A 23,358-nucleotide genomic window follows, 5' to 3' on the forward strand; every position below is an offset into this window, starting at 1 on the left:
CCGTTCCTCCGCCGCCGAAGCGTTATGCGGTGGTTCTATCCAGGGCGCGGCGGCCCGTCCAAGGCGATTTCCCCCGCCGCGGCGGTCAGGATTCGGCGGGCTGCTGCGGCGCCGCCGTGTCGGCCGCCTTGGCGGAAGCGTCAGTGGCCTTGGTCGCGGCGGCCTTGGCCTCTTGCGCAGACGCGGACGGGGCCAGGCCGGCGGCGGCGGCGACCGTCACGTCGGAGGCCTTTTCCAGGACGGCGGTGGCCAGGCGCAGGTTGGCCCCCGGCACGACCGGCAGGCCGGCCAGCAGGCCACGGTCGTCCGGCCGGTTCAGCGGCGCGTGCGGATTGAAACGGTAGAAGACGTGCAGGCCCACCTGGGCGACGCGCAGCATCTGCGGCCCCCAGTCCGGCTGGACGTCGATGGTGTGGAAGTGGGTCGCCGCCCCGATGTTGGCCACCCGCACGCCGGAGAGCGCGCGCTCGGCCACCTGGCGGGCGCGGTCCCAGGCGTCGGCCTCGCGGCCATGGCGCATGGAGCCGTCGCAGGCGAAGCTGAACTGGCAGCCGTGGGTGGCCACGCCCTGGAAGACGACGCCGCAGACGGTCTTGGGGAAGCTGGGGTTGGCGACCCGGTTCAGCACCACCTGGGCCACCGCGGCCTGGCCCCGCAGGGTCTCGCCGCGGGCCTCGAAATAGACCGCCTGGGTCAGGCAATCGAGCTCGCGGGCGCTGTCCAGGGGCGTGACCCGCCGGCCGACCGGCGCCCGCTCGTCGGGGCGCGACGGCCAGGCCTGGGCGACGTCGGGCTGCGCGTCGGCGGCGAAGGCGTCGTGCGCCCGGGCCAGGCGCAGGGCGGCCGGATCCATGAGATCCATCTCGCGCTGCAACATGGTTTCCGAGAAGGCGCCGCCGGCCGCTTGCGCGATCCGAACCGCCCGGTGGTGATCGCCGATGGCCGGAGCCAGGCCGCCGATCAGATAGGTCGCGCCCAGGGCCAGGCCGATTCCGGAGCCCATCAAAGCGGCGCTCATCAGCCCGCGCCGATCGGCGCTGGCCTGCGTTCCTGCAAACAAAACAAACGTGTCCTACACGGCGAGGGCGACTCTGGCCCCCCGACATTGTCGCCGCGATCGCCCCTGCTCTTGCTGGCAGTGACCGCTGGCAGGCCCACCCGGGACTCGTTGGGGGTGGGCGACGGCAATTGGTAAAGAGGGTATGAACAACTTCGGCCGTTTTGGCAAGCTTCTATTGCAGTGCAACCAAAGCTGAGCTTCCCGGCGTGGGTTGTTCCCTTCTGAACCGTCGGGGTTTCTCACCGCAAATCACGGGCCAATCTTGGGCCTTGCTCGGGCGCAATCGTGGCGAGCCCGGAACCGAAGCGGCGCCGTTCCGTTTGTCTCGCCGACATCCGTGGAGTGGAGAGTTCGACATGCGCAAGACGCTTAGCCTGTTCGTCGTCGCCGCGGGCCTGATGGCGCTCGGCGCCTGCAGCACCACCACCGAGCAGAAGGCCGCGGCCGGCGCTGTCGGCGGCGCGGTGGTCGCCGGTCCGGTGGGCGCCGTGGTGGGTGGCGCGGCCGGCGCCGTGGCCGGCCACGTGCAGGAGGATTCCAGCAAGCCGCACAGCTAGGGTCCGCCTCGCCGCCACGGCGGCGTCCGAGGCCTGGCCGCGTCCGTACATCCTCCCAAGGAACTGGGAAAGCGTGCGGACGTGCGCCACATCTTGCTCGCGCTCGCCGCCCTGGCGGCCAGCGTCTTCGTCCTGCTCAACGCCACGCACGGCTTGTGACCGGCGAGCTTCCGTTTACGCCGTAAGCGGTGCTAGGGTCTCCCAAACGGGAGGCTTCCAGACATGCGCAGACTGACCTTCGCCGCCGCGATCGCCGTGGCGACGACCCTGGCCCTCGCCGCGCAAGCCGCGCCCGCCGCGAAGATCGAGGACCACTACGCCCAGAACGGCCCGGTGAAGATCCACTACGTCACCCAGGGCAAGGGCCCGCTGGTGGTGCTGGTGCACGGCTTTCCCGACTACTGGGCGACCTGGAAGCCCCTGATGGCCACCCTGTCGGCCGCCGGCTACCGGACAGCGGCCCTCGACATGCGCGGCTACAACCTCTCCGACAAGCCGCAGGGCGAAGCGGCCTACGCCATGCCCAACCTGATCGGCGACATCGCCGCGGTGGTGAAGGCCGAGGGCCAGGCCAACACCATCCTGATCGGCCATGACTGGGGCGCGGCGATCAGTTGGCAGACGGTCTTCGCCCGGCCGGACCTGGTCAACAAGCTGGTGATCATGGCCGTGCCGCACCCGGCCGGCATGGCCCGCGAACTGGCCACCAACAAGGCCCAGCAGGAAGGCTCGAACTACGCCCGCAACTTCCAGAAGCCGGGCTCGGAAAAGAACCTCACCGCCGAGGGCCTGGCCGGCTGGGTCAAGGATCCGGCGGAGAAGCCCGGCTACGTCGAGGCCTTCAAGCGCTCCGACTTCGGCGCGATGATGAACTACTACCGCGCCAACTACCCCAAAGGGGTCGGCGACAGCGCCGCCCCGCCGGCGACCTATCCGCCCATCAATGTGCCGGTGCTGATCATCCACGGCATGAAGGACACCGCGCTCAACGCCGCCGGCCACGCCGGCGCCTGGGACCACGTCACCGCCGACACCAGCATCCTGATGATCCCCACCGCCGGCCACTTCGTGCAGCACGACGCCCAGGACCTGGTCGACCGCACGGTGAAGGACTGGCTGAACGAACGGCGGTGAAGCTCACTTCCCTCCCCTTTCATGGGGAAGGACAGGCCGCCAGCGGCCAGGGTGGGGAAGTGTGGGTCGGCGTGCGGAGCCAGCGCTTGAACCCGACCTCCCCACCCGCCTCGCTTCGCTCGCCACCCTCCCCATGAAGGGGAGGGAATGCTGCCACCTTGCTGTCAGCAACCGCGTTCGGCGGGGTGGCGCTCAGGCGGCAGCCGACCTACCTTGCGGTTCATGGCCCGTTCTCCCGCTCCCACCGCCGAAGCCGGCGTCGCCGACATGTCGGCGACGTTCGACTACGACGAGAACACCATGCCGATGCTGTGGAAGCCGCACCGGCCGGACCGCCCCGCCAAGTCCGAGGGCGGCAAGCTCTTCAAGCTGGTCTCCGACTACGAGCCGGCCGGCGACCAGCTCACCGCGATCCCGGAGCTGGTGGCCGGCGTCAACGCCCGCGAGCACGACCAGGTGCTGTTGGGCGTCACCGGCTCGGGCAAGACCTTCACCATGGCCAAGGTCATCGAGCTGACCCAGCGCCCGGCCCTGATCCTGGCCCCCAACAAGACGCTGGCCGCCCAGCTCTACAGCGAGTTCAAGAGCTTCTTCCCGGAGAACGCCGTCGAGTTCTTCGTCTCCTACTACGACTACTACCAGCCCGAGGCCTACGTCCCGCGGACCGACACCTACATCGAGAAGGACTCATCGATTAACGAGCAAATCGACCGCATGCGCCACTCGGCGACCCGGGCGATCCTGGAGCGCGACGACGTGATCGTGGTCGCCTCGGTGTCCTGCATCTACGGCATCGGCTCGGTCGAGACCTACACGGCCATGACCTTCACCCTGGAGCCCGGCCAGAAGCTCGACGAGAAGAAGCTGATGGCCGACCTGGTGGCCCAGCAATACAAGCGCAACGACGCGGCCTTCGAGCGCGGGACCTTCCGCCGTCGCGGCGACACCATCGAAATCTTCCCGGCCCACTACGAGGACCGCGCCTGGCGGATCAGCCTGTTCGGCGACGAGATCGAGGCGATCACCGAGTTCGACCCGCTGACCGGCAAGAAGACCGCCGACCTGAAGGGCGTGAAGATCTACGCCAACTCCCACTACGTCACGCCCAGGCCCACGCTCAACCAGGCGATCACCCAGATCAAGGACGAGCTCAAGGAGCGCCTCGACTGGATGGTGGCCGAGGGCAAGCTGCTGGAGGCCCAGCGGCTGGAGCAGCGCACCACCTTCGACCTGGAGATGATCCAGGCCACCGGCTCCTGCGCCGGCATCGAGAATTACAGCCGCTACCTCACCGGCCGCCGGCAGGGCGAGCCGCCGCCCACCTTCTTCGAGTACATCCCCGAAAACGCCCTGCTGTTCGTCGACGAGAGCCACCAGACCGTGCCGCAGATCGGCGGCATGTACCGCGGCGACTACCGGCGCAAGTTCACCCTGGCCGAGTACGGCTTCCGCCTGCCCAGCGCCATGGACAACCGCCCGCTGAAGTTCGAGGAGTGGGAGGCCATGCGCCCGGACACGGTGCACGTCTCCGCCACCCCCGGTCCCTGGGAGATGGAGCGCACCGGCGGGGTGTTCACCGAGCAGGTGATCCGCCCCACCGGCCTGATCGACCCGCCGGTGGAGATCAAGCCGGTCTCCAAAGGCGGCTTCAGCCAGGTGGACGACGTCATCGACCAGGTCCGCCAGGTGGCCGCCGCCGGCTACCGCTCGCTGATCACCGTGCTCACCAAGAAGATGGCCGAGGACCTGACCGAGTACATGCACGAGCAGGGCCTGCGCGTGCGCTACATGCACTCCGACGTCGACACCCTGGAGCGCATCGAGATCATCCGCGACCTCCGCCTGGGCGCGTTCGACGCCCTGGTCGGCATCAACCTGCTGCGCGAGGGCCTGGACATCCCCGAGTGCGGCCTGGTGGCCATCCTCGACGCCGACAAGGAGGGCTTCCTGCGGTCGGAGACCAGCCTGATCCAGACCATCGGCCGCGCGGCGCGAAACGTCGACGGCCGGGTGATCCTCTACGCCGACAGCGTCACCGGCTCCATGGAACGCGCCATGGCCGAGACCAAGCGCAGGCGGGAGAAGCAGGAAGAGTACAACGCGCTGCACGGCATCACGCCCGCCAGCATCAAGAGCCGCATCAAGGACATCCTGGCCAGCCCCTACGAGAAGGACCGCGTCACCGTGCCGGTGGGCGTCGCCGAGGACGGCTCCAAGCCGTTCCTGGGCGACAATTTCAAGGCCACGCTCCGCGACCTCGAGGGCCGCATGAAGGCCGCCGCCTCCAACCTGGAGTTCGAGGAGGCCGCGCGCCTGCGCGACGAGATCAAGCGCCTGAAGATGCTCGACCTGGAGTTCGCCAACGAGATCCTCACCGCCCCCGGCGAGGACGTCGACCGCGGCGCCGTCAAGCGCGTCAAGGCCGAGGCCCGCGCCGAGGCGGCCGAGCGGTTCCGGAAGGGGCGGCTGTAGGGAGCGCCTCGCGCCTCTCCGATCCGCTCATCCCCGCGAAGGCGGGGACCCAGGTTTTTTAAACCACGGAAGGCGCGGAGCCCGCCATAACAACCCGAACTAGAGCATGGAAATCGGCATCATTCGATGCTGCGTTTCGTGCCCAAATCGGAGCTGGCACGATGCGCACCACCCTCGCCCTGGACGATGATCTACTGTCCGCGGCCCAGGAGCTCACCGGCCTCAAGGAGAAGTCCGCGCTGATCCGAGAGGCCCTCACCGCCTTGATCCAGCGCGAGAGCGCGCGGCGGCTGGCCCGCCTCGGCGGGAGCCAGCCGCACCTCGAGGTCCCGCTGCGTCGGCGATGATCCTGGCGGACACCTCCGTCTGGCTCCAGCACCTCGCCGGCGGCGAGCCCTTGCTCGCCCGGCGGCTCGACGCCGGCGAGGTGCTCGGCCATCCCCTGGTGATCGGGGAGCTGGCGATGGGGAACCTGCGTCAGCGCGAGATCGTGTTGGCCTCCCTGCGCGCCCTGCCGCAGGCCGTCGTCGCGTCGGACGACGAGGTCCTAGGCTTCGTCGAGCGCGAGGCGTTGCACGGCTTGGGCGTCGGCTACGCGGACGCCCATCTGCTCGCCTCGGCAAGGCTCAGCCCGGAGACAGCCCTATGGACCCGCGATCGCCGCCTGGCCGAACTCGCCGTCCGCATGGGGATCGCGGCGGCCGACAGGTGACGGCGAAGCCAGACGCTTGCGGGCCCGGGCCGGCACTTTCAAGGCCGCCAGCGGCCGCGCCGTCGAAGGCGCCACGGTCGTGGGTGGCGGTGGCGGTGGCGGTGGCGGCCTGCAGGTAAATTAGCTACGCAGCACTATCGGCCAATGTGAGTCTGGGGATAGTTGCCACTGGACGCGGCGACGAGGATCAACCGTCGCAGGTTGCGTCGTCCGCGTTCTCCCTACCCCGCTGTGCCCCGGAATCCCCACCCCCCAACAACCGGCGCCGTTCATGCAGCGGTCAGGGAACCTGTGCTGTTCTCGTCCGTATTCGAGACAACAGGCCTGGGCAGCCCTTCAGCGGTTCATGGTGAACGGCGGGCGGTCCAAGACCTGAGGTTGGGGATTTGAGGTATTACCGCATGTCACCGTCTCTTTCCGTGGTCGCGGACAACGACCTTAAAGCTGTAAGGCCCGAAACCGTCCGGGCCGAAACCGTCGCCGAGCATGTGCGTCGACTGCAGGCCGAGGCGCGCCAGCTCGCCAAGGATCACATCGGCGCCCTGATCGCCGCCATGTCCGACGCGGAGAAGATCGCCGCCGAGATTTCCGAGGGCGGCGAGGCCTATCCGGCCGGCATCCGCGACCTGGCCCGCCGCTTCGTCGACGACTGCGAAGCGCGCGTCCAGACGCTGGAAGCGCTCACCGCGCGGACGTGAGGTCCTAGCGCCCGATTGTCCCGGCGAAAGCCGGGACCCGGACTCACTGTCCGGCTCCTGCCGTTTGCGATGTCGCTGACTCGGCTTGGATCCCAGCTTTCGCCGGGACAATCGGGACAAAGGGGATGATTGAGGCCCTTCCGGCGCCGTGGAACCCCACGTCCATCAGGCTTCGCCTGACACCTTCTCCCATGTTCAGACCGGGGACACCCTACAAGGGGAGAAGGGCGCGGCCCTACCCCACCAGATCCCCGAACTCCCGGCTCCGCTTGAGCCACGCGGCGGCGTAGCCGCAGATGGGGGTGATGCGCAGGTTCTCGTCGCGGGCCTGGGCGGCGATGGCGGCCATCAGCCGGCCGCTGGCCCCCGTACCGCGCAGGGCCGGCGGGGCGAAGACGTAGTCGATGTAGAGGCGCGCGCCCTCGCGGCGGTAGTCGGCGTAGGACGTCTGGCCCTGCTCGTCCATCTCGTAGCGGGCGCCGGTATCGCGCAGGTTGGGGTCGCGCAGGGCAGGGTCCGACATGACTGGGTTCTCCTCGGGAGGGTTCGGCTCTAGCCTCTGTTCCAAACTGGGCATTGGCCGGGAGGGTTCAAGATGAAACGCGCGATCCTGATCTGCGGCGCCGCGGCGCTGGCGCTGGCGGCGTGCTCCAAGAAGACGACCGAGACCGTCACCGCGAAGACCACCCGGACCGTCGACATCACCGCCGCCGCGCCTGCCGCCGCGCCCGCCGGGCCGATGAGCCTGCCGACGCGCAAGGCGGGGCTGTGGGAGCAGACCGTCAACACCGGCCAGATGCATCAGACCGTCAGCATGTGCCTGGACGCGGCCTTCGACCGCAGGATGAAGGTCTGGGGCGGCGAGGCGGGCAAGAACGGCTGCACCGAGGAGCGGATCAACCCGCACCTGGGCGGGGGCTGGGACTTCCACTCGGTCTGTCCGATGGGCGAGAGCGGGACGGTGACCTCGGACGGCTCGGCGACCGGGGATTTCGGCTCGCACTACACCGTGGCGGTGACCTCGACGACGGCCGGCTCGCCGATGGCGCAGGCCAACGGGGCGCACAAGGTCAATATCGAGGCGACCTGGAAAGGCCCCTGCCCGCCGGACATGAAACCCGGCGACATGGCGCTTCCCGGCGGCATGAGGATCAACATGGGCGAGGCGATGAGCGGCGGCGCCGCAGGCGCGAGCGGCCACATGACCTCCGCCGACATGGCCAGGATGCGGGCCCAGGCGATGGAGATGAAGAAGCAGATGGAGGCGACGAAGCCTTAGGCTGAATCGACATTCATTCTGAGGATGGGCCGTGGCTTGGCGTTCCTCCTCCCACAAGGGGAGGAGGCAGCCTTAGGCGCCGGCCTGAATGTCGATTGGTCCTAAGGGGAACCCGGCCTCCTCTGCGCGGCGGGAGGGGGAGGCTGCTACGCAAGCTCCACGGCCATGGCCGTGGCTTCGCCGCCGCCGATGCAGAGGGCGGCGACGCCGCGTTTGCCGCCGCGGGCCTCGAGGGCGGAGAGCAGGGTGGCGAGGATGCGCGCGCCCGAGGCGCCGATGGGGTGGCCCAGCGCGCAGGCGCCGCCGTTGACGTTCAGCTTCGCCCGGTCGATGCCGAGGTCGCGCTCGGCGATCATGGCGACCACGGCGAAGGCCTCATTGACCTCGAACAGGTCGACGTCGGCGACGCTCCAACCGGCGCGCTTCAGGCACTTCTGGATGGCGGGCACGGGCGCGGTGGTGAAGAGGCCGGGCTCGTGGGCGTGGGCGGCATGGGCGGCGACGCGCGCGACGATGGTCATGCCCAGCTTGCGCGCGACGCTCTCGCGGGTCATCACCAGGGCCGCGGCGCCGTCGCTGATCGAGGAAGCGTTGGCCGCGGTGATGCCGCCGTCCTTGGCGAAGGCGGGCTTCAGCGTCGGGATCTTGGCGGGATCGGCCTTGGCCGGCTGCTCGTCGGTGTCGATGAGCACGGCGCCCTTCCGCGTCACCACCTCGAAGGGGACGATCTCCCGGGCGAAGGCGCCGCCCTCGCTGGCCGCCTTGGCGCGGGTCAGGGAGGAGATGGCGAACTCGTCCATCGCCTCGCGGGTGAACTGGTACTGTTTGGCGGTCTCCTCCGCGAAGGCGCCCATCAGCCGACCGGGCTCGTAGGCGTCTTCCAGGCCGTCGAGGTACATGCTGTCGTAGGCGGTGTCGTGGCCGATACGGGCGCCGCCGCGGTGGTTCTTCAACAGGTACGGCGCGTTGGTCATGCTCTCCATGCCGCCCGCCACGATGATGTCTGCGCTCCCGGCGGCCAGCGCATCGTGGGCCATGATCGCGGCCTGCATCCCTGAGCCGCACATCTTGTTGACGGTCGTGGCCTCCACCGACTTGGGCAGGCCCGCCCCGATCGCCGCCTGGCGCGCCGGCGCCTGGCCCAGGCCTGCGGGCAGGACGCAGCCCATGAAGATCTGCTCGACGGCGTCGGACGGCGCCTTGGCGCGCTCAACCGCGGCGCGCACGGCCGCCGCGCCGAGCTCGGTGGCCTTCACGGGGGCGAACACCCCCTGGAAACCGCCCATGGGCGTGCGGGCGTAGCTGGCGATCACGACAGGGTCGGCGGCGGTATGGTTCATGGGGTCCATATAGCGTTCCGTCCCCTTCATGGGGAGGGACGAGCTCAGCCGCGCTTGTGGTTCAGCCCCTTAAGCGTCTCGGCGAGGCGGGCTTCCTTGCCGATCTTGCCACCCTTCTTGGCGGCGGCGTGGAGCTTGGCGGCGGGGATCTTCTCGTCCTTTGGCACGTGCAGGGCGTCGTGCAGCTTGCCCTTCTTCTCCGTCGCGCCGGCGATCCATTTCTTGGCGGGCATGGGCGTCTCTCCTTTGGCGGGAGAACGGCCAACGCTGGGCGGAGTTGCCACCCTTTGAGCCCCCGCAAGCGGGATCGTCCCCTTTCTAACCACCAAGAACGCCAAGAACACCAAGACGTCGGAGCCAGTCTGGGTCCCTTGGCGATCTTGGCGTTCCTGGTGGTCAAAGGACGGCTTCGCCGTCGCACGGCCCTAGAATTCTGCCCGCACGGTCCCGGCGATGAAGCCGCCGCCGAGGACGCGGCTTTGCGCTTCCGGGGCGTAGAGGGCGCAGGCCTGGCCGGGCGCGACGCCTTCTTCCGCGGCGTCGAAGACCACGCTGGGCTGGCCGTCGATCAGGGCCAGGCGGCCGGGCGCGGGCTCGCGGGTGGAGCGCACGCGGGCCAGGACCGGGCGGCGGGCTTCGCAGGCGGCTTCGATGGACGGGCCGTCCCCGACCCAGTTCGTTTCCTTCAAGGTCAGGCTGTGGGTCAGCAGGGCCTCGCGCGGGCCCACCACCACCTGGCGGCTGTCGGCGTCGATGCGCACCACGAACAGCGGGTCGCCCACCGCGACGTTCAGGCCGCGGCGCTGGCCGATGGTGTATCGGGTGACGCCCTCGTGGCGGCCGAGCACGCGACCGTCCAGGTGGACGATGTCGCCGGGCACGGCGCCCTGCGGGCGCAGGCGGTCGATGACCGTGGTGTAGCGGCCTTCGGGGACGAAGCAGATGTCCTGGCTGTCCGGCTTGTCGGCCACGGCCAGGCCGAGCTCGGCGGCGGCGGCGCGCACGGCGGGCTTGGGAAGGGCGCCCAGCGGGAAGCGCAGGTAGGCCAACTGCTCGGCGGTGGTGGCGAACAGGAAGTAGGACTGGTCACGGTTGGCGTCGGCGGCGCGGTGCAGCTCCGGGCCGGCCGGGCCCATCTCGCGGCGGACGTAGTGGCCGGTGGCCATGGCCTCGGCGCCGAGATCGCGCGCCACGTCCAGCAGGTCGCGGAATTTGACCGTCTGGTTGCAGCGCACGCAGGGGATCGGCGTCTCGCCGCGCAGGTAGGCGTCGGCGAAATCCTCCATCACCTGGTCGCGGAAGCGGCTTTCGTAGTCGAGGACGTAGTGCGGCACGCCCAGGCTCTCGGCGGCGGTGCGCGCGTCATGGATGTCCTGGCCGGCGCAGCAGGCGCCCTTCTTCTGGATCGCCGCGCCGTGGTCGTAGAGCTGCAGGGTCACGCCCACCACGTCATAACCGGCGCGGGCCAGCAGGGCGGCGGTGACGGTCGAGTCGACCCCGCCCGACATGGCGGCCACGATCCGGGCCCCCGCGGGCAGGCGCACGGCTTCCCGCGCGGCCTCGATCAGGCCGTCGCTGAGCCGTCCAGCGGTGAGCACGGGCGCGTTCATGGCCGCTATCTAGCGGTTCGGGGACGCTTTTTCGAGGCCGCGCGGCGAAGAAGCCGCCGAAACCTACGACGAGCCTAGCCAGGCCCTGTCTGGAGCCCTTCTCATCCACTCAGGTCGATTCAACCTGAGTGGGAAGGGCTCTAGGCGACCGGCAGCAGGGTCAGCAGCGAGTCGCCCTGCAGGGCCTGCAGCACCTTGGCCGAGGCCTGGACGGTGAGCTGGGCGTTGGAGAGGTCCGTGGCCGCCTTGGCCATATCGGCGTCGGTGATGTTGCCGATCATGCTGGTGAGCGTCGTCTGCTGGGTGTCGAGGTTGGCCTTCACCGTATCGACCTGCTGCTGGACGAGGCCGTTCTGGGCCGCCGCGGTGGTCAGGTTCGTGCCGATCTGCGCCCAGTTGGTCATGGCCGCGGTGAGGAACGCCTGCTGGTTGGCGGTGAGCGGCCCGTTCAGCGGCCCGTTGGGGCCGGCGTTGTAGGCCTGGATCGCCTGGAAGGCGGTCAGCATGGGCGTGCCCAGGTTGCTGGCCAACTGGCCGGTGGTGACCGTGGTGGTGTCGTCGAGCTTGGCCTGGACCTGCAGGTTGTCGTTCTGGAAGAAGCTGGCGATCGGCGGCCCGGCGGTGAGGTCGGTGAGCTGGGTCGCGCTCACCGGCGGGGTGTTGATCTGGCCGCCGGCGAACAGGTACTTGCCGTCGTACTGGGTGTTGAGGCCGCTGACCGCGGTCTGGAACTGGCCCTGCACCTGCTGCATCAGGGTGTCGGCGCTGCCGGTGGCGAGCGCATTGGCGATCGCCTGGCGCACGGCCGTGGCGGAGTCGGCGACCGAGGTCAGGGCCTGGTCCTGGCTGGTCAGCTTGGCGGCGATGATGCTGTTCTGCGCCTGATAGTTGGTGATCCGCGCGTCGACCGACTGCATCGCCGTCAGGGTCTCGGCCTGGTTGGCGAAGTCCTTCAGGTTCGAGCCGTTCTTGGTGGACGAGACCCGGTTCTCGGCGTTGGTCTGCTTGTTCTCCGCAGCCATCAGGTTGGCCAGGATGGCGGAGTAGGTTCCGAGGGTGGATACGCGGTCGACCATGGTTCGATCCTCTTAGTCTCCGAGCCGGGCGGTCAGGCCCAGGCTCAGGGAAGAATGCTCATCAGGGTGGTGAAAAGATCCTTCGTCGCCTGAATCATTCGGGCGTTGGCCGAGTAGGCCTGCTGGTAGGTGGTGAGGTGGATCAGCTCCTCGTCGATGTTGACCCCCTCGACCGACGCACGCTTGGCGTCGGCCTGGGTCTGCACCGCGGTGGCGCTGGCGGACTGGCTGGCGGCGGTGGCCGCGTCTCGGCCGATGGAGCCGCCGAACTGCGCCGCATAGCTGTCCAGCGTCATGCTGACGTTGCCGAGGTCGCCGGCGGCCTTGAACAGGGTGGTGGCCTGCGTGGCTTGGGAGAGCGCCAGCGCGCCGGAGCCGTCGCCGGGGGCGATGGCCGACTGGCCGGCGGGAGCGGCGAGGTTCAGCTTGCCCATCGGCAGCAGGGTCGGAGTAGCCGACAGGGTGGGGTTGACCTGGTAGCTGTCGGCGCGGGTCGAGCGGGGCCCGACGCCCAGGCCGAAGAGCTGGGACATCGAGGGCCCGCCAGCGCCGCGCTGGGTGCTGTCCTGCGCGACCGAAATCTGGGCGTTCTGCGGCGGCGTGCCGGTGAAGGTCAGCCCGCCCTGGGCGTCCAGGGTGAAGGCCCCGTAGAGGCCGACGCCGTTGGCGTTGTTGTTCAGGGCGTTGACCAGGTCGCCCATCGTCGGGGAGCCGGCCGGGGGCACCGCCACCGTGACCTGCTGCAGCGGGCGCCCGTCGGGCGTGGAGAGCTGCAGGGTGATGGTGGAGCCCGGCGCGAAGCCGTTGGGATCGCCGGCCGACAGGCCCGTGTCGTAGGTCGAAAGGCCTGTCGAGGTGATCAGGTCGTTCATGCCGAAGAACTGGGAGAAGCCCTGGCCGGCCTTCTGCGAGGTCCCTTCGTCGATCGCCACGCCGTTGCCGCCGGTGGCGGCGAGGGTCAGGGCCCCGTTGGTGAAACTGGCCGAGCCGGACGCTCCGAGCGCGGTGTTGAGCTGGGCCAGGAAGTTCGCCGGGGTGAAGGCCACGCCCGGCGCGCCGTTGACGCTCATGGTCCCGGCCGTGAAGTCGATGGCGACGGTCTTCTGCACCACGCCCGCGGAATTGGTGATCGCCACCGTGCTCTGGCCGGAGAAGCCGCTGACCGCGGTCGGCAGGTCGAGGCCGGTGTTGCGCCCGGTGAGCGAGGCCGGCGGCGGCGACGCCGTCGAGGCGTTGCTCGCGGCGTTCAGCGCCTGGGCGGCGCGGGAGACGAACTCGCCGAGCTGGTCGGAGATGCCGGGCAGCTTGACGTTCTTCAGGTCGAGCAGGCCGCGGATCTCCCCGGAGCTCACCGTGATCGCCTGGGGACCGCTCGAGGCGCCGGGCGTGGTGGCGGTGATGTACCCCGGTGTGGTGGCGGTGGCGCTGTAGCCCAGCGTCGAGGCGCCGCCGTCGCCCACTAGCTGCACGCCCTCGGTGGAGCGCACCGTCACGCCGCCCTGGCTACGCGCGCTGATCTGCACGTTCATCAGGGCGGAAAGCTGGTTCAGCAGTTGCGACTGGATGTTCTCCGAGCCCGTGGAATCGCCCCCGCTGACCTTGGCGCGCGCGATGTCGGTGTTCAGGCTGTCGATCTGGGTGAGCAGGCTGTTGACCTGGGTCACGTCGTTGTTGATCTGGCTGGTGGCGGTCGAGCCGAGCGCGCCGATCTGGGTGTTGATCCGGTTGGCGTCGCTGAGGAAGTTGCTCACCGAGTTGAGCGCCTGGCCGCCCAGCAGGCTGGAGGACGGATCGTTGGCGGCGCTGGCGAAGTTCGCCGAGATCTGGTTGGGCAGGTTGAAGAAGTAGTCGCTGGCCGAAGGGTCGCCGAACAGGGCCTGGGCGCTGTCCAGGAACGAGGAATAGACGCTGTAGCGGCTGGAATCCGCGCCGGCGGTCAGGCTGGCGGCCTGCAGGTACTGGTTGGTGACCCGCTGGACGCCGGTGACGTTGACGCCTGCGCCGGCGCCCGCCACCACCTGCTCCTGCTGCACGACGGTCTTGCGCGTGTAGCCGGGCGTGTTGACGTTGGCGATGTTGTCGGAGACCGCGCTGAGCGCGGCCTGCGCAGCCTGCAGGCCGGAGGTCGCCGCCGACAAGGCGCTGGAGAGGGAACCGATGGCCATTAAGCCTCCCCCCGGCAAAGACTGATGCGCAGCCCGGCGGATTCTGCCGGGGCGAGATGGAACGCCTGCGCGAGAGGCCGGTAATTCTTGTTTGTTTTCAACATTGACCCCTCCTGGGGCCGGCGAGTTTGCTTCATCAGCCGCAAGACCGGCGCCAGTTCGCGGAACGCCCCCCGCAGCCCGGGCCCGCCGGCGCTGACCGGGGCGGCAGGAAACGCCCCACCCAGCGCCGAACGGCCCGGCAAATTCCGCTCGCGGCCCCTGAAGCGGGCCCTCGCGAGACCCCTCTTAATCATTCCAAATCAATGACTTCCGGAATTGGCGCAAAGGTTGCTCCAGGACATCCGAATGATCCCGACGCAGCAGGCGTCCGAGCATCCCTCCAGATCCAAGGCATCCGAAGCGCATGTCCGCTGCCGCGATCAGTCCCGCCCCGTCCCCAGCCCCCGGCCAGAGCGCCGCGGCCGGCGCCGGCGCCAACCATGGATCCGCGCATGCCCAGACGCAGGGCCTGCCGGCGATCTTCGAAGCCATGCTCGCGACGCTCTACGGCGCGGAGACCGCCACGACCGGGACGTCGACCGGAACGGCGGCGGCCAAGCCTGCCGCCGGCGCGGCCAAGGCCGGCAACGCGGACGGCAAGACCAAGGACGCGGCCGCCGGCGACGGTGCGACCTCGGCTGACGCCCCCGCCGCCGCAACGGACGCCACCCAGGCCCTGGCCGCCGCGCTCGCCGCACCCGCGGCCCAGGCTGTCCCGACCGCCCAGCCCAACGCCGCCGCCGCCGTGACCGGCGCCACCGGCGCCACGGCCTTCGTCGTCGGCGAATTCACATCCTCGGGCCTGCAGGCGAAGGTCGACGGGCCGGCGCAGGCCGCCGGATCCACGGCTCCGGTCGGCGCCGACGCAAACCCCGGCTCGGCCGCGGCTCTCGCCCTCGCCGTCGCGGGCGCCCAGCCTGCAGCCGCGACGAGCGCCGACAGCGCGGGCGTCAAGGCGTCCGCCACCGCCACGGCGCAACCGAACCTGGCGGCGCCCCAGACGGCGCTGTCGCAGGCCGATCTGAAGACCGTTGCGGCGGCCCCGGCGGCCACGCCTCCCACGCCGGCGCCGCAGGTTGAGCCGTCCGCGGCGGCCGCCGCCCCGCAGGTCCAGACCGCCGCGGCCGCCAACGCCGCGGCGCAATCCGCCCAGACCGCTCAAGCGGCTCAATCGGCAAGCGCCACGGCCGCCACGTCGAAAACGACCCGCGTCGAGGCCAGCAAGGCCCCGACCACCCTGGGCGCCCCGTCCGCGGTGGCGACCACCGCGACCGCCAACGCCAAGGCGGCCGACGTGCTGCAGCCCATGGTCGCGGTCGCGGCCATCGGCCAGGCCGCCTCTGGGGACGCCGGCGGCGGCTTTTCCGGGCAGGACCCGGCGCCCGGCGCCCAGGCGGATCAGCCGGGGGGCGCCCCGACGTCGGTCGCCGACGCCGTGGCGAACGGGCCGAATGCCCCGGCCACCAACCCGGCCCTCCTGGCCCAGGCCGCGGCGGCCGAGGTGCGCGGCTCGCCGCAGACCGTCGCCAACCTGGCCGCCCAGATCATCAAGAAGCTCGACGCCCGCTCCAGCCAGTTCGACCTGCAGCTCGACCCCATCGGCCTGGGCAAGGTCGATGTGCGCGTGGCCATCGGCTCCGACGGCAAGATGTCGGCGGCCATGTCCTTCGACACGCCCCAGGCCGCCGCCGAGCTGAAAGCCCGCGCCGGCGACCTGCAGCACGCGCTGGAGCAGTCCGGCTTCGACCTTTCGGGCGGCATGTCCTTCGACGTGGCCAGCGACAGCGGCCAGGGCGGGCAGGCCCAGAACCAATCCCCCGACACCGGGGCCGTCTTCCGCGGGCGCGCCTTCCAGGCGGCGCTCGACACCACGGCCGACATCGGCCCGCAACTCTCCCTTCAACGCCCCGCGACCTCCGGCGTCGACATCCGGATCTGAGGACATCATGACGGTCACCCCCACAACCCAGACCCCGGCGGCCACGCCGAGCACCTCGGCGGCCTCCGGCGCGACGATGCAGGGGCTCGACAGCCTGACGAGCAACTTCAGCACCTTCCTGACGCTGCTCACGACCCAACTGAAGAACCAGGACCCGACCGCGCCGCTGGATTCCAACCAGTTTACCGCGCAGTTGGTGCAGATGACCGGCGTCGAGCAGCAGCTCAACACCAACAGCCTGCTGCAAAAGGTGGTCTCCAACACCTCCGGCGGGGTGGCCACCGCGGTCGGCCTGATCGGCAAGCAGGTGAAGGCGGTCAGCGACACCGCCAACCTGACCAACGGCCAGGCCCAGTGGACCTACAACCTGCCCGCCGCCGCCGCCGACCTGAAGGTCCAGGTGCTGGACTCCAACGGCAATGTCGTCAGCTCCACGGCGCCCACGGACCTCACGGCCGGCGACCACGCCTTCACCTGGAACGGCAAGGACCTGAGCGGCGCGCAGTTGCCGAACGGCGGGACCTACACCCTGAAGGTGACGGCCACCGACGCCAGCGGCACGGCCCTCGCCACCACCAACTACGTCCAGGGCGTCGTCACCGGCGTCACCCAGAACAACGGCACGGCCTCGATCATCGTCAACGGCGGTTCCGTCGACTGGACCAAGGTCGTCAGCATCAACCAGACGGCCGCGACCTCGTGAGCCGAGCCCTGACCCATCAACCGGACGGCAAAACGCCGCCCATTGCACGGCCTAGCGATCGCCGGTCGACCTCCGCAGCAGGCGGCAACCTAGGAAAGAACGGATAGAACCATGAGCATCAATTCGGCACTGCTGGCCGGGGTCTCTGGCCTGGTGGCCAACTCCTCGGCGCTGGCGGCGATCTCCGACAACATCGCCAACGTCAACACCACCGCCTACAAGCGCAACCAGGTGGACTTCTCCAGCATGGTGACCTCGCAGGCCGTCAAGGGCGAGTATTCGGCCGGCGGCGTACAGGGCACCAGCCAGCAGTTCGTCAGCCAGCAGGGCCTGATCCAGAGCGCTTCGTCGACCACCGACCTGGCGATCAGCGGGGACGGCTTCTTCGTGGTGACCACCAAGGGCGCAGGCCTGACGGCGGCGGACCCACGGGAATACACCCGCGCCGGCGCGTTCGCCCCGGACGCCAACGGATTCCTGGTCAACGACGCCGGCCTCTACCTGCAAGGCTGGCCGGTGCAGGCGAACGGAACCTTCGCAACCGATCCGTCGGACCTGAGCAAGATCGGCCCGATCAACGTCAAGAACCTCGGCGCCGCCGTCCGCCAGACCAGCAACCTCGGGATCAGCGCGAACCTCGACCAGACCACTCCCGTGTCGGCCGGCGCGGCGACCTACAACGCTGCGACCAAGAGCATGGCGGCCTATGCCGCGACGGGCGTGGGCACTGCGCCGGATGCGCCGCCGATGGACCTGTCCGTCGTCGATTCCATGGGCGGCACCCACAAGTTCGCCCTGGCGTTCTCCAAGAGCGCGACGCCGAATACCTGGAACGCCGAAATCTACGCCGTCCCCGCCAGCGACGTCACCACCGCCGGTCCGAACGGCCAGATCGCCGCCGGCCTCGTGAAGTTCAACACCGACGGCTCGATCGACCTGGCGAACTCCACCCTGTTCGGTCCGGCCGGTTCGCCGCCGACGATCAACCTGGCGGCCTCTGGCGGCGCCGCGCCGGCCTGGTCGGCGGCCCTCGGCATCGCCGCGCAGCCGCTCAGCTTCGACCTGAGCCAGTTCACCCAACTGGCGGCCGCCACGACGGTCAATTCGGTGACCTCCAACGGCGCCGCGGTCGGCAATATCGTCGGTGTCCAAGTGGGCACAGACGGCGTGGTCTCGGCGCTGTTCGACAACAGCCAGGTCCGTAAGATCGCCCAGGTGGCCATCGCCACCTTCCCGAACAGCGACGGCCTGCAGGCGGTCAGCGGCAACGCCTACGCCGGGACCCTCAACGCGGGCACCATGACCCTGAAGACGCCTGGCGCGGGCGGGGCGGGCAAGGTCTCGCCCTCCAGCCTGGAAGCCTCCACGGTCGACCTGTCCACGGAGTTCACCGGGCTGATCACCACCCAGAAGGCCTATTCGGCGTCGTCCAAGATCATCACCACGGCCGACACCATGTTGGACGAACTCATCAACATCATCCGGTAGAGTTAGTCTTAATTGAGATTAACCGAGTGTGAAATCCACACTGTTCCGAATTAGTACACGGAGATCAAGATGATTACGGCTTCATTCACTAATACGATTCAGTGGCTGTTAGGGGCCGCGTCGTATTGTTCTCATCAACAGTGATGGTGGGAAAGGCGTAAAGCCATGTTGCAGCAACAGCAGACGCGCACGAACAGCCGCGGGGAGTCGTATGTTATCGGCCCCACGGGCGCGCCGTTGACGCTGAGGGACTTGCCGCCGGCGGATACCGGCCGTTGGGTCATCCGCCGCAAGGCCGAGGTGGTGGCCGCGGTCCGCGGGGGCTTGCTCTCCCTGGAGGACGCCCTCGAGCGCTATCGGCTGACCTCGGAGGAGTTCCTCGCGTGGCAACGGTCGATCGACCGCCACGGCCTGGCCGGCCTGCGGACGACTCGGCTCCAGCAGTACCGCTGAGCCCCTCAGACTTCCCCGCAAGGGGTATCGGCGACTTTGCGGCCGCGCCCTCGTACAGGGGCGCGGCCGTTCTGCGTTTCGGGCGTCAGGCTTCGGCCTGGGCGATCAGATGGCGGGCGAGCTCCGCCTCGTCCTCGGGGGCCATCAGCCGCGCGGGGATGACGCCGGCATAGGCCGATCCGCCGTCGAACACGAAGGGGTGCAGGCCCGCCTCCTCCAGCAGCATCTTCAGATAGCCCAGCCGCACCAGGTCGGTGGTCTTCACCAGTTCGATCATCAGCGCACCTCGCCTGCTCGGAGCAGCGGCGAGCGCCCGGCGCCCGACAGCCGGCGCACCGTGACCGTGATCCGCTCCCGCTCGCCGGACGCGCGTTCCACCAACAGCCGCGCCACCTGGGCGTCGTCGTGAAAGGCGTAGCCCTTGATGGCGTCGAGGATCGCCTTGGCCAGGTTGTCGAGGTCGAGCCAGGGCGGATCGCCGACATATTCCATGCGGATCTCGACGGCGAACTCCCCCCCATCGCCGCCCCAGGGCGGCGACGGACTGAGCAAGGATTCTCGGGTCGCGAGCGACCCGGGGGCTGGGCGCGCGCCGCGCCAGGCCTTGCGGAAGAACTCGTAGATCAGCGGCTTATAGTACTTGGCCTGGGTGGTCAGACCGTCGACCACCAGCTCCAGGACGCCCTCGGCCTCGCGGGCGCGTACCTTGCCGTGCTGGGTCCAGGCGTCGTCCACGGCGAGCCGCGCCGGGCCTAGACGCGCTCGGCCTTCACCGCCGTGCCATAGGCCAGGACCTCGGTGATGCCTTCCATGATCTCGTTGGCGTCGTAGCGCATGGCGATCACCGCATCGGCGCCGGCGCGGCGGGCATGGTCGACCATCAGGTCCAGAGCCTCCTGCCGGGCATGCTCGGCGAGCTCGGTGTAGATGGTGATGTTGCCGCCGAAGATCGACTGCAGGCCGCCGGCCAGGTTGCCGAGCACGCTGCGCGAGCGGACCGTCACGCCGCGCACCAGGCCGATATGGCTGGTGATCCTGTAGCCGGGAAGATCGTTGGTGGTCGCGACGAGCATGGGTCAGGGCTCCGAGCTGGACGCCCACCTATACCGTTCGCTCCGGAGCTGCGCCACGCCCGTTGCCGCTGGCCGCGGGGGCGGTTAGACCCGCGAGATTGCAAGCTGGGACCCCCGCGATGACCGCCACTCGCACCGAGACCGACACCTTTGGCCCCATCGAAGTGGCCGCCGACCGCTACTGGGGCGCCCAGACCCAGCGGTCCCTGCAGAACTTCAGGATCGGCTGGGAGAAGCAGCCGATCCCGGTGGTCAGGGCGCTCGGTGTCGTCAAACGCGCCGCCGCGGAGGCCAACCTGGCGCTGGGCAAGCTCGACCCCAAGATCGCCGAGGCGATCGTCGCCGCGGCCCAGGAGGTCATCGACGGCAAGCTCGACGACCATTTTCCGCTCGTCGTCTGGCAGACCGGAAGCGGCACCCAGTCGAACATGAACGCCAACGAGGTGATCTCGAACCGCGCCATCGAGATGCTGGGGGGCGTGATGGGCTCCAAGACGCCCGTGCACCCCAACGACCACGTCAATATGAGCCAGTCGTCGAACGACACCTATCCGACGGCCATGCACATCGCCTGCGCCGAGGAGGTGGCCCGCAGCGTCATGCCGGCGCTGGAGCACCTGCACGCTGCGTTGAAAGCCAAGTCCGCGCAGTTCGACCACATCATCAAGATCGGCCGCACCCACACCCAGGACGCCACCCCGCTGACTCTGGGCCAGGAGTTCGGCGGCTACGCGCACCAGACGGCGATGTCGACGCGCCGGCTGAAAGAGACGCTCTACGGCCTTTATGAGCTGGCGCAGGGCGGCACGGCGGTGGGCACCGGCTTGACGGCGCCAGTCGGTTTCGCCGAGAAGGTGGCCGAGCGGATCGCGGCGATCACCCGCCTGCCCTTCGTCACCGCCCCCAACAAGTTCGAGGCCCTGGCCGCCCATGACGCCATGGTGTTCAGCCACGGGGCGCTGACCGCCACCGCCGCGGCCCTGTTCAAGATCGCCAACGACATCCGCTACCTGGGAAGCGGCCCCCGCGCGGGCCTGGGCGAACTGTCGCTGCCGGAAAACGAGCCCGGCTCCTCGATCATGCCGGGAAAGGTCAATCCGACCCAGGCCGAGGCCCTGACCATGGTCTGCGCCCATGTGATGGGCAACCAGACGGCCATGGGCTTCGCCGGCAGCCAAGGCCAGTTCGAGCTGAACGTCTACAACCCGGTGATGGCCTACAACTTCCTGCAGTCCTGCCGCCTGCTGGCCGACGCGAGCGTCAGCTTCACCGACAACATGGTGGTGGGTATCGAAGCCCGCGAGGACAACATCAAGGCCAACCTGGAGCGGTCGCTGATGCTGGTGACGTCGCTCAAGGAGCACATCGGCTACGACAAGGCCGCCAAGATCGCCAAGACCGCCCACGCCAACGGCACCACCCTGCGCGACGAGGCGGTCGGCGGCGGCTATGTGACCAACGAGGAATTCGACGCCTGGGTGCGGCCGGAAGACATGATCCGTCCGGGGTGAGGCCCCAGACCATTGACGGGACTCGCCGGCGGGCGCGTGGGTGGGTCATGGCCAGTGAAACCGTCTACATCCTGCAGACCTATGTCGCCGGGCGCGGCAAGGCGCTGAAAGCCGAGCCGCAGGTAGGCTGCAAGACCGCCGAGGAGGCGCGCCGCAAGGCCGAACGGCTGGCGCCGCTGCGGCTAGGCGTGGTGGCGTTCTCGGCGACGGCGGACACCGAACTCGGCGACTATGACGAGAACCCGGTGATCCTGTTCAAGTCCGGCCAGCTGCCGCACCCGTTCAACAAGCTTTGAGATCCCCCTGAGGATGACGACCGGACGGGTTCGCGTTAGCATTCGCGCCATGGGCAAGCTTGAGCCAAACATTCACCTGGACGCCGACTTGCTCGCGCAGGCGCAGGCGGCGGGCATTTCCCCCGAGGAAGTCGCCGAGCACGCCATCCGACGCGAGATGGTCCGACGGATGACCTCGGAGCAGCAGGACGCCCGCGCGCGGGCGTGGGCCGAAGAGAACGCCGAAGCGATCAAGGCCCATCGAGAACGGATAGAGAAGTACGGCGTGTTCGGCGAGGATTTGAGGACCTGGTAGTTGCGTCAGTTCGACGTCTACCCGAATCCGTCGGTCCGCTCCCGCGAAGCCGCTCCATATGTGGTGGTTCTGCAATCCCATTTCCTGGCTGCGACCCCCACGACGGTCGTCGCACCTTTGCTTATCGATGACGATCGATCGGCCTATTCGGAAGCGAGCGTGAAGATCGTCTTCGGCGGCGAACGATATGTCCTGTCGATCCCTGAGCTTGCGGGCATTGAGCCGTCGAGGCTCGGGCGGCGCTCAGGGGCCGTGACCGAATACGACTACGAAATCCGGCGCGCCCTCGACCGTCTGTTCACCGGCTTCTAGGCCGTCCGCGCGACCGCGACGTCGGCGAGGTCTTCCAGGGCCGGGCGCCAGGGGTTGGCGCCGAAGTCGGCCAGGGCGGCCTTGGCGCTGGCGGCGTAGCCGGCGGCCAGCTCCAGGGTGGCCTTCAGGGCGCCGGTCTGGCGCATCAGCTCGCGCGTACGGTCGAAGTCGGCGTCGGTCTGGTCGCGCCGGTCGACGGTGCGGATCCAGAACTCGCGCTCGGACGCGCCCGTGCGGGCCATGACCAGCAGCAGCGGCAGGGTGGCCTTGCCTTCGCGGAAGTCGTCGCCCGGGTTCTTGCCCAGGGTCTCGCTGTCGCCCGAATAGTCCAGGGCGTCGTCGACGAGTTGGAAGGCGAGGCCCAGGTCCTGGCCGTAGCTTCGCAGGGCCCGGCAGCGCTCGGGCGAGGCGCCGGCGCTGACCGCGCCGGCTTCGGCGGCTGCGGCGAACAGCTCGGCGGTCTTGGCCCGGATGATGTCGAGGTAGACCTCCTGCGAGAGATCCAGGTCGTGGGCGCGGGTGAGCTGCAGCACCTCGCCCTCGGCGATGACGCGGCTGGCCCGGGCCAGGATCTCCAGCGCCGGCATGGAGCCCGCGCCGACCATCAGCTCGAAGGCCCGGGCGAACAGGAAGTCGCCGACCAGCACGCTGGAGGGCGCCCCCCAGATCAGGTGGGCCGCGACCCGACCGCGGCGCAGCTCGGATGAGTCCACCACGTCGTCGTGCAGCAGGGTGGCGGTGTGGATGAACTCCACCGCGGCGGCCAGCTTCAGGCAGGCGTCGTCGCGGGCTCCGGCGAGGCGAGCGGCGGCCACGGTGAGCAGCGGGCGCAGGCGCTTGGCGGAGCCGGCGATCAGGTGGTCGGCGAGCGCCGGGATCACCGGCACCGGGCTATCCATATGGCGGCGGATCAAGCTGTCGACGGCGGCCATGTCCGGGCGCGCGAGCACCAACAGCGCATCCAGGGACGGCGGCTTTTCGGCGACGATGGGGCGTGCGGCGACGGCCAAGCGGACCTCAACTCCTGGCGGTAGCGGCCGGACCGTGGGGGAGCGGCCGCCGTTGCGAGGGACAATGGTGACGCGATAGGGCACGGTCAAGCGGACCCGCCTCCCGGATCGCGTTAGCTTGGTTCACGGATGA

26 protein-coding genes are annotated in these 23,358 nt (G+C 69.3%); 15 read left to right on the forward strand and 11 right to left on the reverse strand.

The annotated features are described in order from the left end of the window. Positions 1 to 85 precede the first annotated feature (85 nt). Positions 86 to 1,018, reverse strand: a complete 933-nt coding sequence (locus VNW53_RS13730; protein ID WP_325556257.1) for a cell wall hydrolase — start codon at positions 1,016 to 1,018, stop codon at positions 86 to 88. A 398-nt stretch (positions 1,019 to 1,416) separates the two neighbouring features. Between VNW53_RS13730 and VNW53_RS13735 the strand changes: the two genes are divergently transcribed. The 6 genes from VNW53_RS13735 (at position 1,417) to VNW53_RS13760 (ending at position 6,633) form a co-directional block, all read left to right on the forward strand. Continuing rightward, the gene (locus VNW53_RS13735) at positions 1,417 to 1,617 is read left to right on the forward strand and encodes a hypothetical protein (RefSeq protein WP_325556259.1); all 201 of its coding nucleotides are present in this window, start codon (positions 1,417 to 1,419) and stop codon (positions 1,615 to 1,617) included. Positions 1,618 to 1,839: 222 nt separating this feature from the next. Then, on the forward strand, positions 1,840 to 2,751 hold the full coding sequence (locus VNW53_RS13740; protein WP_325556261.1) for an alpha/beta hydrolase: 912 nt from the start codon (positions 1,840 to 1,842) through the stop codon (positions 2,749 to 2,751). 222 nt (positions 2,752 to 2,973) lie between these two features. Next, complete coding sequence (gene uvrB / locus VNW53_RS13745) at positions 2,974 to 5,223, forward strand: excinuclease ABC subunit UvrB (protein ID WP_325556262.1); 2,250 nt, start codon at positions 2,974 to 2,976, stop codon at positions 5,221 to 5,223. 161 nt (positions 5,224 to 5,384) lie between these two features. Beyond that, a complete protein-coding gene (locus VNW53_RS13750) occupies positions 5,385 to 5,570 on the forward strand; it encodes a type II toxin-antitoxin system VapB family antitoxin (RefSeq protein ID WP_325556263.1) in 186 nt (61 codons plus the stop codon). Next, complete coding sequence (locus VNW53_RS13755) at positions 5,567 to 5,935, forward strand: type II toxin-antitoxin system VapC family toxin (RefSeq protein WP_325556265.1); 369 nt, start codon at positions 5,567 to 5,569, stop codon at positions 5,933 to 5,935. The genes VNW53_RS13750 and VNW53_RS13755 overlap by 4 nt, the downstream gene beginning before the upstream one ends. Positions 5,936 to 6,336: 401 nt before the next feature. Continuing rightward, positions 6,337 to 6,633: a hypothetical protein gene (locus VNW53_RS13760; RefSeq protein ID WP_325556266.1), complete on the forward strand. Its 297-nt coding sequence runs from the start codon at positions 6,337 to 6,339 to the stop codon at positions 6,631 to 6,633. A 235-nt stretch (positions 6,634 to 6,868) separates the two neighbouring features. Here VNW53_RS13760 and VNW53_RS13765 read toward each other — a convergent pair whose 3' ends face one another. Then, positions 6,869 to 7,156 carry a GNAT family N-acetyltransferase gene (locus VNW53_RS13765; RefSeq protein WP_325556268.1) on the reverse strand — a complete coding sequence of 96 codons (288 nt, stop codon included), beginning with the start codon at positions 7,154 to 7,156 and terminating at the stop codon, positions 6,869 to 6,871. A 72-nt stretch (positions 7,157 to 7,228) separates the two neighbouring features. On the opposite strand from VNW53_RS13765, the gene VNW53_RS13770 reads away from it, so the two are divergent. Further along, positions 7,229 to 7,912, forward strand: a complete 684-nt coding sequence (locus VNW53_RS13770; protein WP_325556270.1) for a DUF3617 domain-containing protein — start codon at positions 7,229 to 7,231, stop codon at positions 7,910 to 7,912. A 146-nt stretch (positions 7,913 to 8,058) separates the two neighbouring features. Here the strand turns inward: VNW53_RS13770 and VNW53_RS13775 are convergent, their stop codons facing one another. From VNW53_RS13775 to flgK, 5 genes are all read right to left on the reverse strand, one after another. Further along, on the reverse strand, positions 8,059 to 9,252 hold the full coding sequence (locus VNW53_RS13775; protein ID WP_325556272.1) for an acetyl-CoA C-acyltransferase: 1,194 nt from the start codon (positions 9,250 to 9,252) through the stop codon (positions 8,059 to 8,061). Between the two features lie 44 nt (positions 9,253 to 9,296). Further along, positions 9,297 to 9,485, reverse strand: coding sequence for a hypothetical protein (locus VNW53_RS13780; protein WP_325556274.1), 189 nt, complete (start codon positions 9,483 to 9,485; stop codon positions 9,297 to 9,299). 192 nt (positions 9,486 to 9,677) lie between these two features. Then, on the reverse strand, positions 9,678 to 10,862 hold the full coding sequence (gene mnmA / locus VNW53_RS13785; protein WP_325556275.1) for a tRNA 2-thiouridine(34) synthase MnmA: 1,185 nt from the start codon (positions 10,860 to 10,862) through the stop codon (positions 9,678 to 9,680). A gap of 140 nt (positions 10,863 to 11,002) precedes the next feature. Beyond that, on the reverse strand, positions 11,003 to 11,938 hold the full coding sequence (locus VNW53_RS13790) for a flagellin (protein ID WP_325556277.1): 936 nt from the start codon (positions 11,936 to 11,938) through the stop codon (positions 11,003 to 11,005). A 44-nt stretch (positions 11,939 to 11,982) separates the two neighbouring features. Continuing rightward, a complete protein-coding gene (gene flgK, locus VNW53_RS13795; protein WP_325556278.1) occupies positions 11,983 to 14,103 on the reverse strand; it encodes a flagellar hook-associated protein FlgK in 2,121 nt (706 codons plus the stop codon). A 406-nt stretch (positions 14,104 to 14,509) separates the two neighbouring features. On the opposite strand from flgK, the gene VNW53_RS13800 reads away from it, so the two are divergent. The 4 genes from VNW53_RS13800 (at position 14,510) to VNW53_RS13815 (ending at position 18,728) form a co-directional block, all read left to right on the forward strand. Next, entirely contained in the window at positions 14,510 to 16,084 is a 1,575-nt protein-coding gene (locus VNW53_RS13800) for a flagellar hook-length control protein FliK (protein WP_325556279.1), read from the forward strand. Positions 16,085 to 16,091: 7 nt separating this feature from the next. Continuing rightward, positions 16,092 to 16,787, forward strand: coding sequence for a flagellar hook assembly protein FlgD (locus VNW53_RS13805; protein ID WP_325556280.1), 696 nt, complete (start codon positions 16,092 to 16,094; stop codon positions 16,785 to 16,787). A 111-nt stretch (positions 16,788 to 16,898) separates the two neighbouring features. Next, the gene (locus VNW53_RS13810; protein ID WP_325556281.1) at positions 16,899 to 18,275 is read left to right on the forward strand and encodes a flagellar hook protein FlgE; all 1,377 of its coding nucleotides are present in this window, start codon (positions 16,899 to 16,901) and stop codon (positions 18,273 to 18,275) included. 165 nt (positions 18,276 to 18,440) lie between these two features. Further along, a complete protein-coding gene (locus VNW53_RS13815) occupies positions 18,441 to 18,728 on the forward strand; it encodes a DUF1153 domain-containing protein (protein ID WP_324943050.1) in 288 nt (95 codons plus the stop codon). 85 nt (positions 18,729 to 18,813) lie between these two features. On the opposite strand, the gene VNW53_RS13820 is transcribed toward VNW53_RS13815, so the two are convergent. From VNW53_RS13820 to VNW53_RS13830, 3 genes are read right to left on the reverse strand one after another with little or no spacing between them, the layout of a single operon-like run. Then, positions 18,814 to 19,005 (reverse strand): DUF2007 domain-containing protein, encoded by a 192-nt coding sequence (locus VNW53_RS13820; protein WP_325556282.1) that lies wholly within the window; start codon positions 19,003 to 19,005, stop codon positions 18,814 to 18,816. After that, positions 19,005 to 19,463, reverse strand: a complete 459-nt coding sequence (locus VNW53_RS13825) for a RusA family crossover junction endodeoxyribonuclease (RefSeq protein WP_325556283.1) — start codon at positions 19,461 to 19,463, stop codon at positions 19,005 to 19,007. Before VNW53_RS13825 ends, VNW53_RS13820 begins: the two co-directional genes overlap by 1 nt. A 17-nt stretch (positions 19,464 to 19,480) precedes the next feature. Next, positions 19,481 to 19,801 (reverse strand): YbjQ family protein, encoded by a 321-nt coding sequence (locus tag VNW53_RS13830; RefSeq protein ID WP_325556285.1) that lies wholly within the window; start codon positions 19,799 to 19,801, stop codon positions 19,481 to 19,483. A 119-nt stretch (positions 19,802 to 19,920) separates the two neighbouring features. On the opposite strand from VNW53_RS13830, the gene fumC reads away from it, so the two are divergent. From fumC to VNW53_RS13850, 4 genes are read left to right on the forward strand one after another with little or no spacing between them, the layout of a single operon-like run. Next, complete coding sequence (gene fumC, locus VNW53_RS13835) at positions 19,921 to 21,312, forward strand: class II fumarate hydratase (protein ID WP_325556286.1); 1,392 nt, start codon at positions 19,921 to 19,923, stop codon at positions 21,310 to 21,312. A 47-nt stretch (positions 21,313 to 21,359) separates the two neighbouring features. After that, complete coding sequence (locus VNW53_RS13840) at positions 21,360 to 21,608, forward strand: hypothetical protein (protein ID WP_325556287.1); 249 nt, start codon at positions 21,360 to 21,362, stop codon at positions 21,606 to 21,608. 49 nt (positions 21,609 to 21,657) lie between these two features. After that, complete coding sequence (locus VNW53_RS13845) at positions 21,658 to 21,903, forward strand: type II toxin-antitoxin system CcdA family antitoxin (protein WP_325556288.1); 246 nt, start codon at positions 21,658 to 21,660, stop codon at positions 21,901 to 21,903. Then, the gene (locus VNW53_RS13850; protein ID WP_325556290.1) at positions 21,904 to 22,215 is read left to right on the forward strand and encodes a CcdB family protein; all 312 of its coding nucleotides are present in this window, start codon (positions 21,904 to 21,906) and stop codon (positions 22,213 to 22,215) included. It abuts the gene before it with no gap. Here the strand turns inward: VNW53_RS13850 and VNW53_RS13855 are convergent. After that, complete coding sequence (locus VNW53_RS13855) at positions 22,212 to 23,180, reverse strand: polyprenyl synthetase family protein (RefSeq protein WP_325556291.1); 969 nt, start codon at positions 23,178 to 23,180, stop codon at positions 22,212 to 22,214. The genes VNW53_RS13850 and VNW53_RS13855 overlap by 4 nt on opposite strands. Between the last annotated feature and the right edge of the window lie 178 nt (positions 23,181 to 23,358).

The sequence above is a fragment of the Phenylobacterium sp. genome (assembly GCF_035569475.1).
Lineage (GTDB): Bacteria > Pseudomonadota > Alphaproteobacteria > Caulobacterales > Caulobacteraceae > Phenylobacterium.

Coding starts and splice junctions, on each gene's coding strand:
- VNW53_RS13730 (WP_325556257.1), bottom strand. CDS start 1,018: ATGAGCGCCGCTTTGATGGGCTCCGGAATCGGCCTGGCCCTGGGCGCG.
- VNW53_RS13735 (WP_325556259.1), top strand. CDS start 1,417: ATGCGCAAGACGCTTAGCCTGTTCGTCGTCGCCGCGGGCCTGATGGCG.
- VNW53_RS13740 (WP_325556261.1), top strand. CDS start 1,840: ATGCGCAGACTGACCTTCGCCGCCGCGATCGCCGTGGCGACGACCCTG.
- uvrB (WP_325556262.1), top strand. CDS start 2,974: ATGGCCCGTTCTCCCGCTCCCACCGCCGAAGCCGGCGTCGCCGACATG.
- VNW53_RS13750 (WP_325556263.1), top strand. CDS start 5,385: ATGCGCACCACCCTCGCCCTGGACGATGATCTACTGTCCGCGGCCCAG.
- VNW53_RS13755 (WP_325556265.1), top strand. CDS start 5,567: ATGATCCTGGCGGACACCTCCGTCTGGCTCCAGCACCTCGCCGGCGGC.
- VNW53_RS13760 (WP_325556266.1), top strand. CDS start 6,337: ATGTCACCGTCTCTTTCCGTGGTCGCGGACAACGACCTTAAAGCTGTA.
- VNW53_RS13765 (WP_325556268.1), bottom strand. CDS start 7,156: ATGTCGGACCCTGCCCTGCGCGACCCCAACCTGCGCGATACCGGCGCC.
- VNW53_RS13770 (WP_325556270.1), top strand. CDS start 7,229: ATGAAACGCGCGATCCTGATCTGCGGCGCCGCGGCGCTGGCGCTGGCG.
- VNW53_RS13775 (WP_325556272.1), bottom strand. CDS start 9,252: ATGAACCATACCGCCGCCGACCCTGTCGTGATCGCCAGCTACGCCCGC.
- VNW53_RS13780 (WP_325556274.1), bottom strand. CDS start 9,485: ATGCCCGCCAAGAAATGGATCGCCGGCGCGACGGAGAAGAAGGGCAAG.
- mnmA (WP_325556275.1), bottom strand. CDS start 10,862: ATGAACGCGCCCGTGCTCACCGCTGGACGGCTCAGCGACGGCCTGATC.
- VNW53_RS13790 (WP_325556277.1), bottom strand. CDS start 11,938: ATGGTCGACCGCGTATCCACCCTCGGAACCTACTCCGCCATCCTGGCC.
- flgK (WP_325556278.1), bottom strand. CDS start 14,103: ATGGCCATCGGTTCCCTCTCCAGCGCCTTGTCGGCGGCGACCTCCGGC.
- VNW53_RS13800 (WP_325556279.1), top strand. CDS start 14,510: ATGTCCGCTGCCGCGATCAGTCCCGCCCCGTCCCCAGCCCCCGGCCAG.
- VNW53_RS13805 (WP_325556280.1), top strand. CDS start 16,092: ATGACGGTCACCCCCACAACCCAGACCCCGGCGGCCACGCCGAGCACC.
- VNW53_RS13810 (WP_325556281.1), top strand. CDS start 16,899: ATGAGCATCAATTCGGCACTGCTGGCCGGGGTCTCTGGCCTGGTGGCC.
- VNW53_RS13815 (WP_324943050.1), top strand. CDS start 18,441: ATGTTGCAGCAACAGCAGACGCGCACGAACAGCCGCGGGGAGTCGTAT.
- VNW53_RS13820 (WP_325556282.1), bottom strand. CDS start 19,005: ATGATCGAACTGGTGAAGACCACCGACCTGGTGCGGCTGGGCTATCTG.
- VNW53_RS13830 (WP_325556285.1), bottom strand. CDS start 19,801: ATGCTCGTCGCGACCACCAACGATCTTCCCGGCTACAGGATCACCAGC.
- fumC (WP_325556286.1), top strand. CDS start 19,921: ATGACCGCCACTCGCACCGAGACCGACACCTTTGGCCCCATCGAAGTG.
- VNW53_RS13840 (WP_325556287.1), top strand. CDS start 21,360: ATGGCCAGTGAAACCGTCTACATCCTGCAGACCTATGTCGCCGGGCGC.
- VNW53_RS13845 (WP_325556288.1), top strand. CDS start 21,658: ATGGGCAAGCTTGAGCCAAACATTCACCTGGACGCCGACTTGCTCGCG.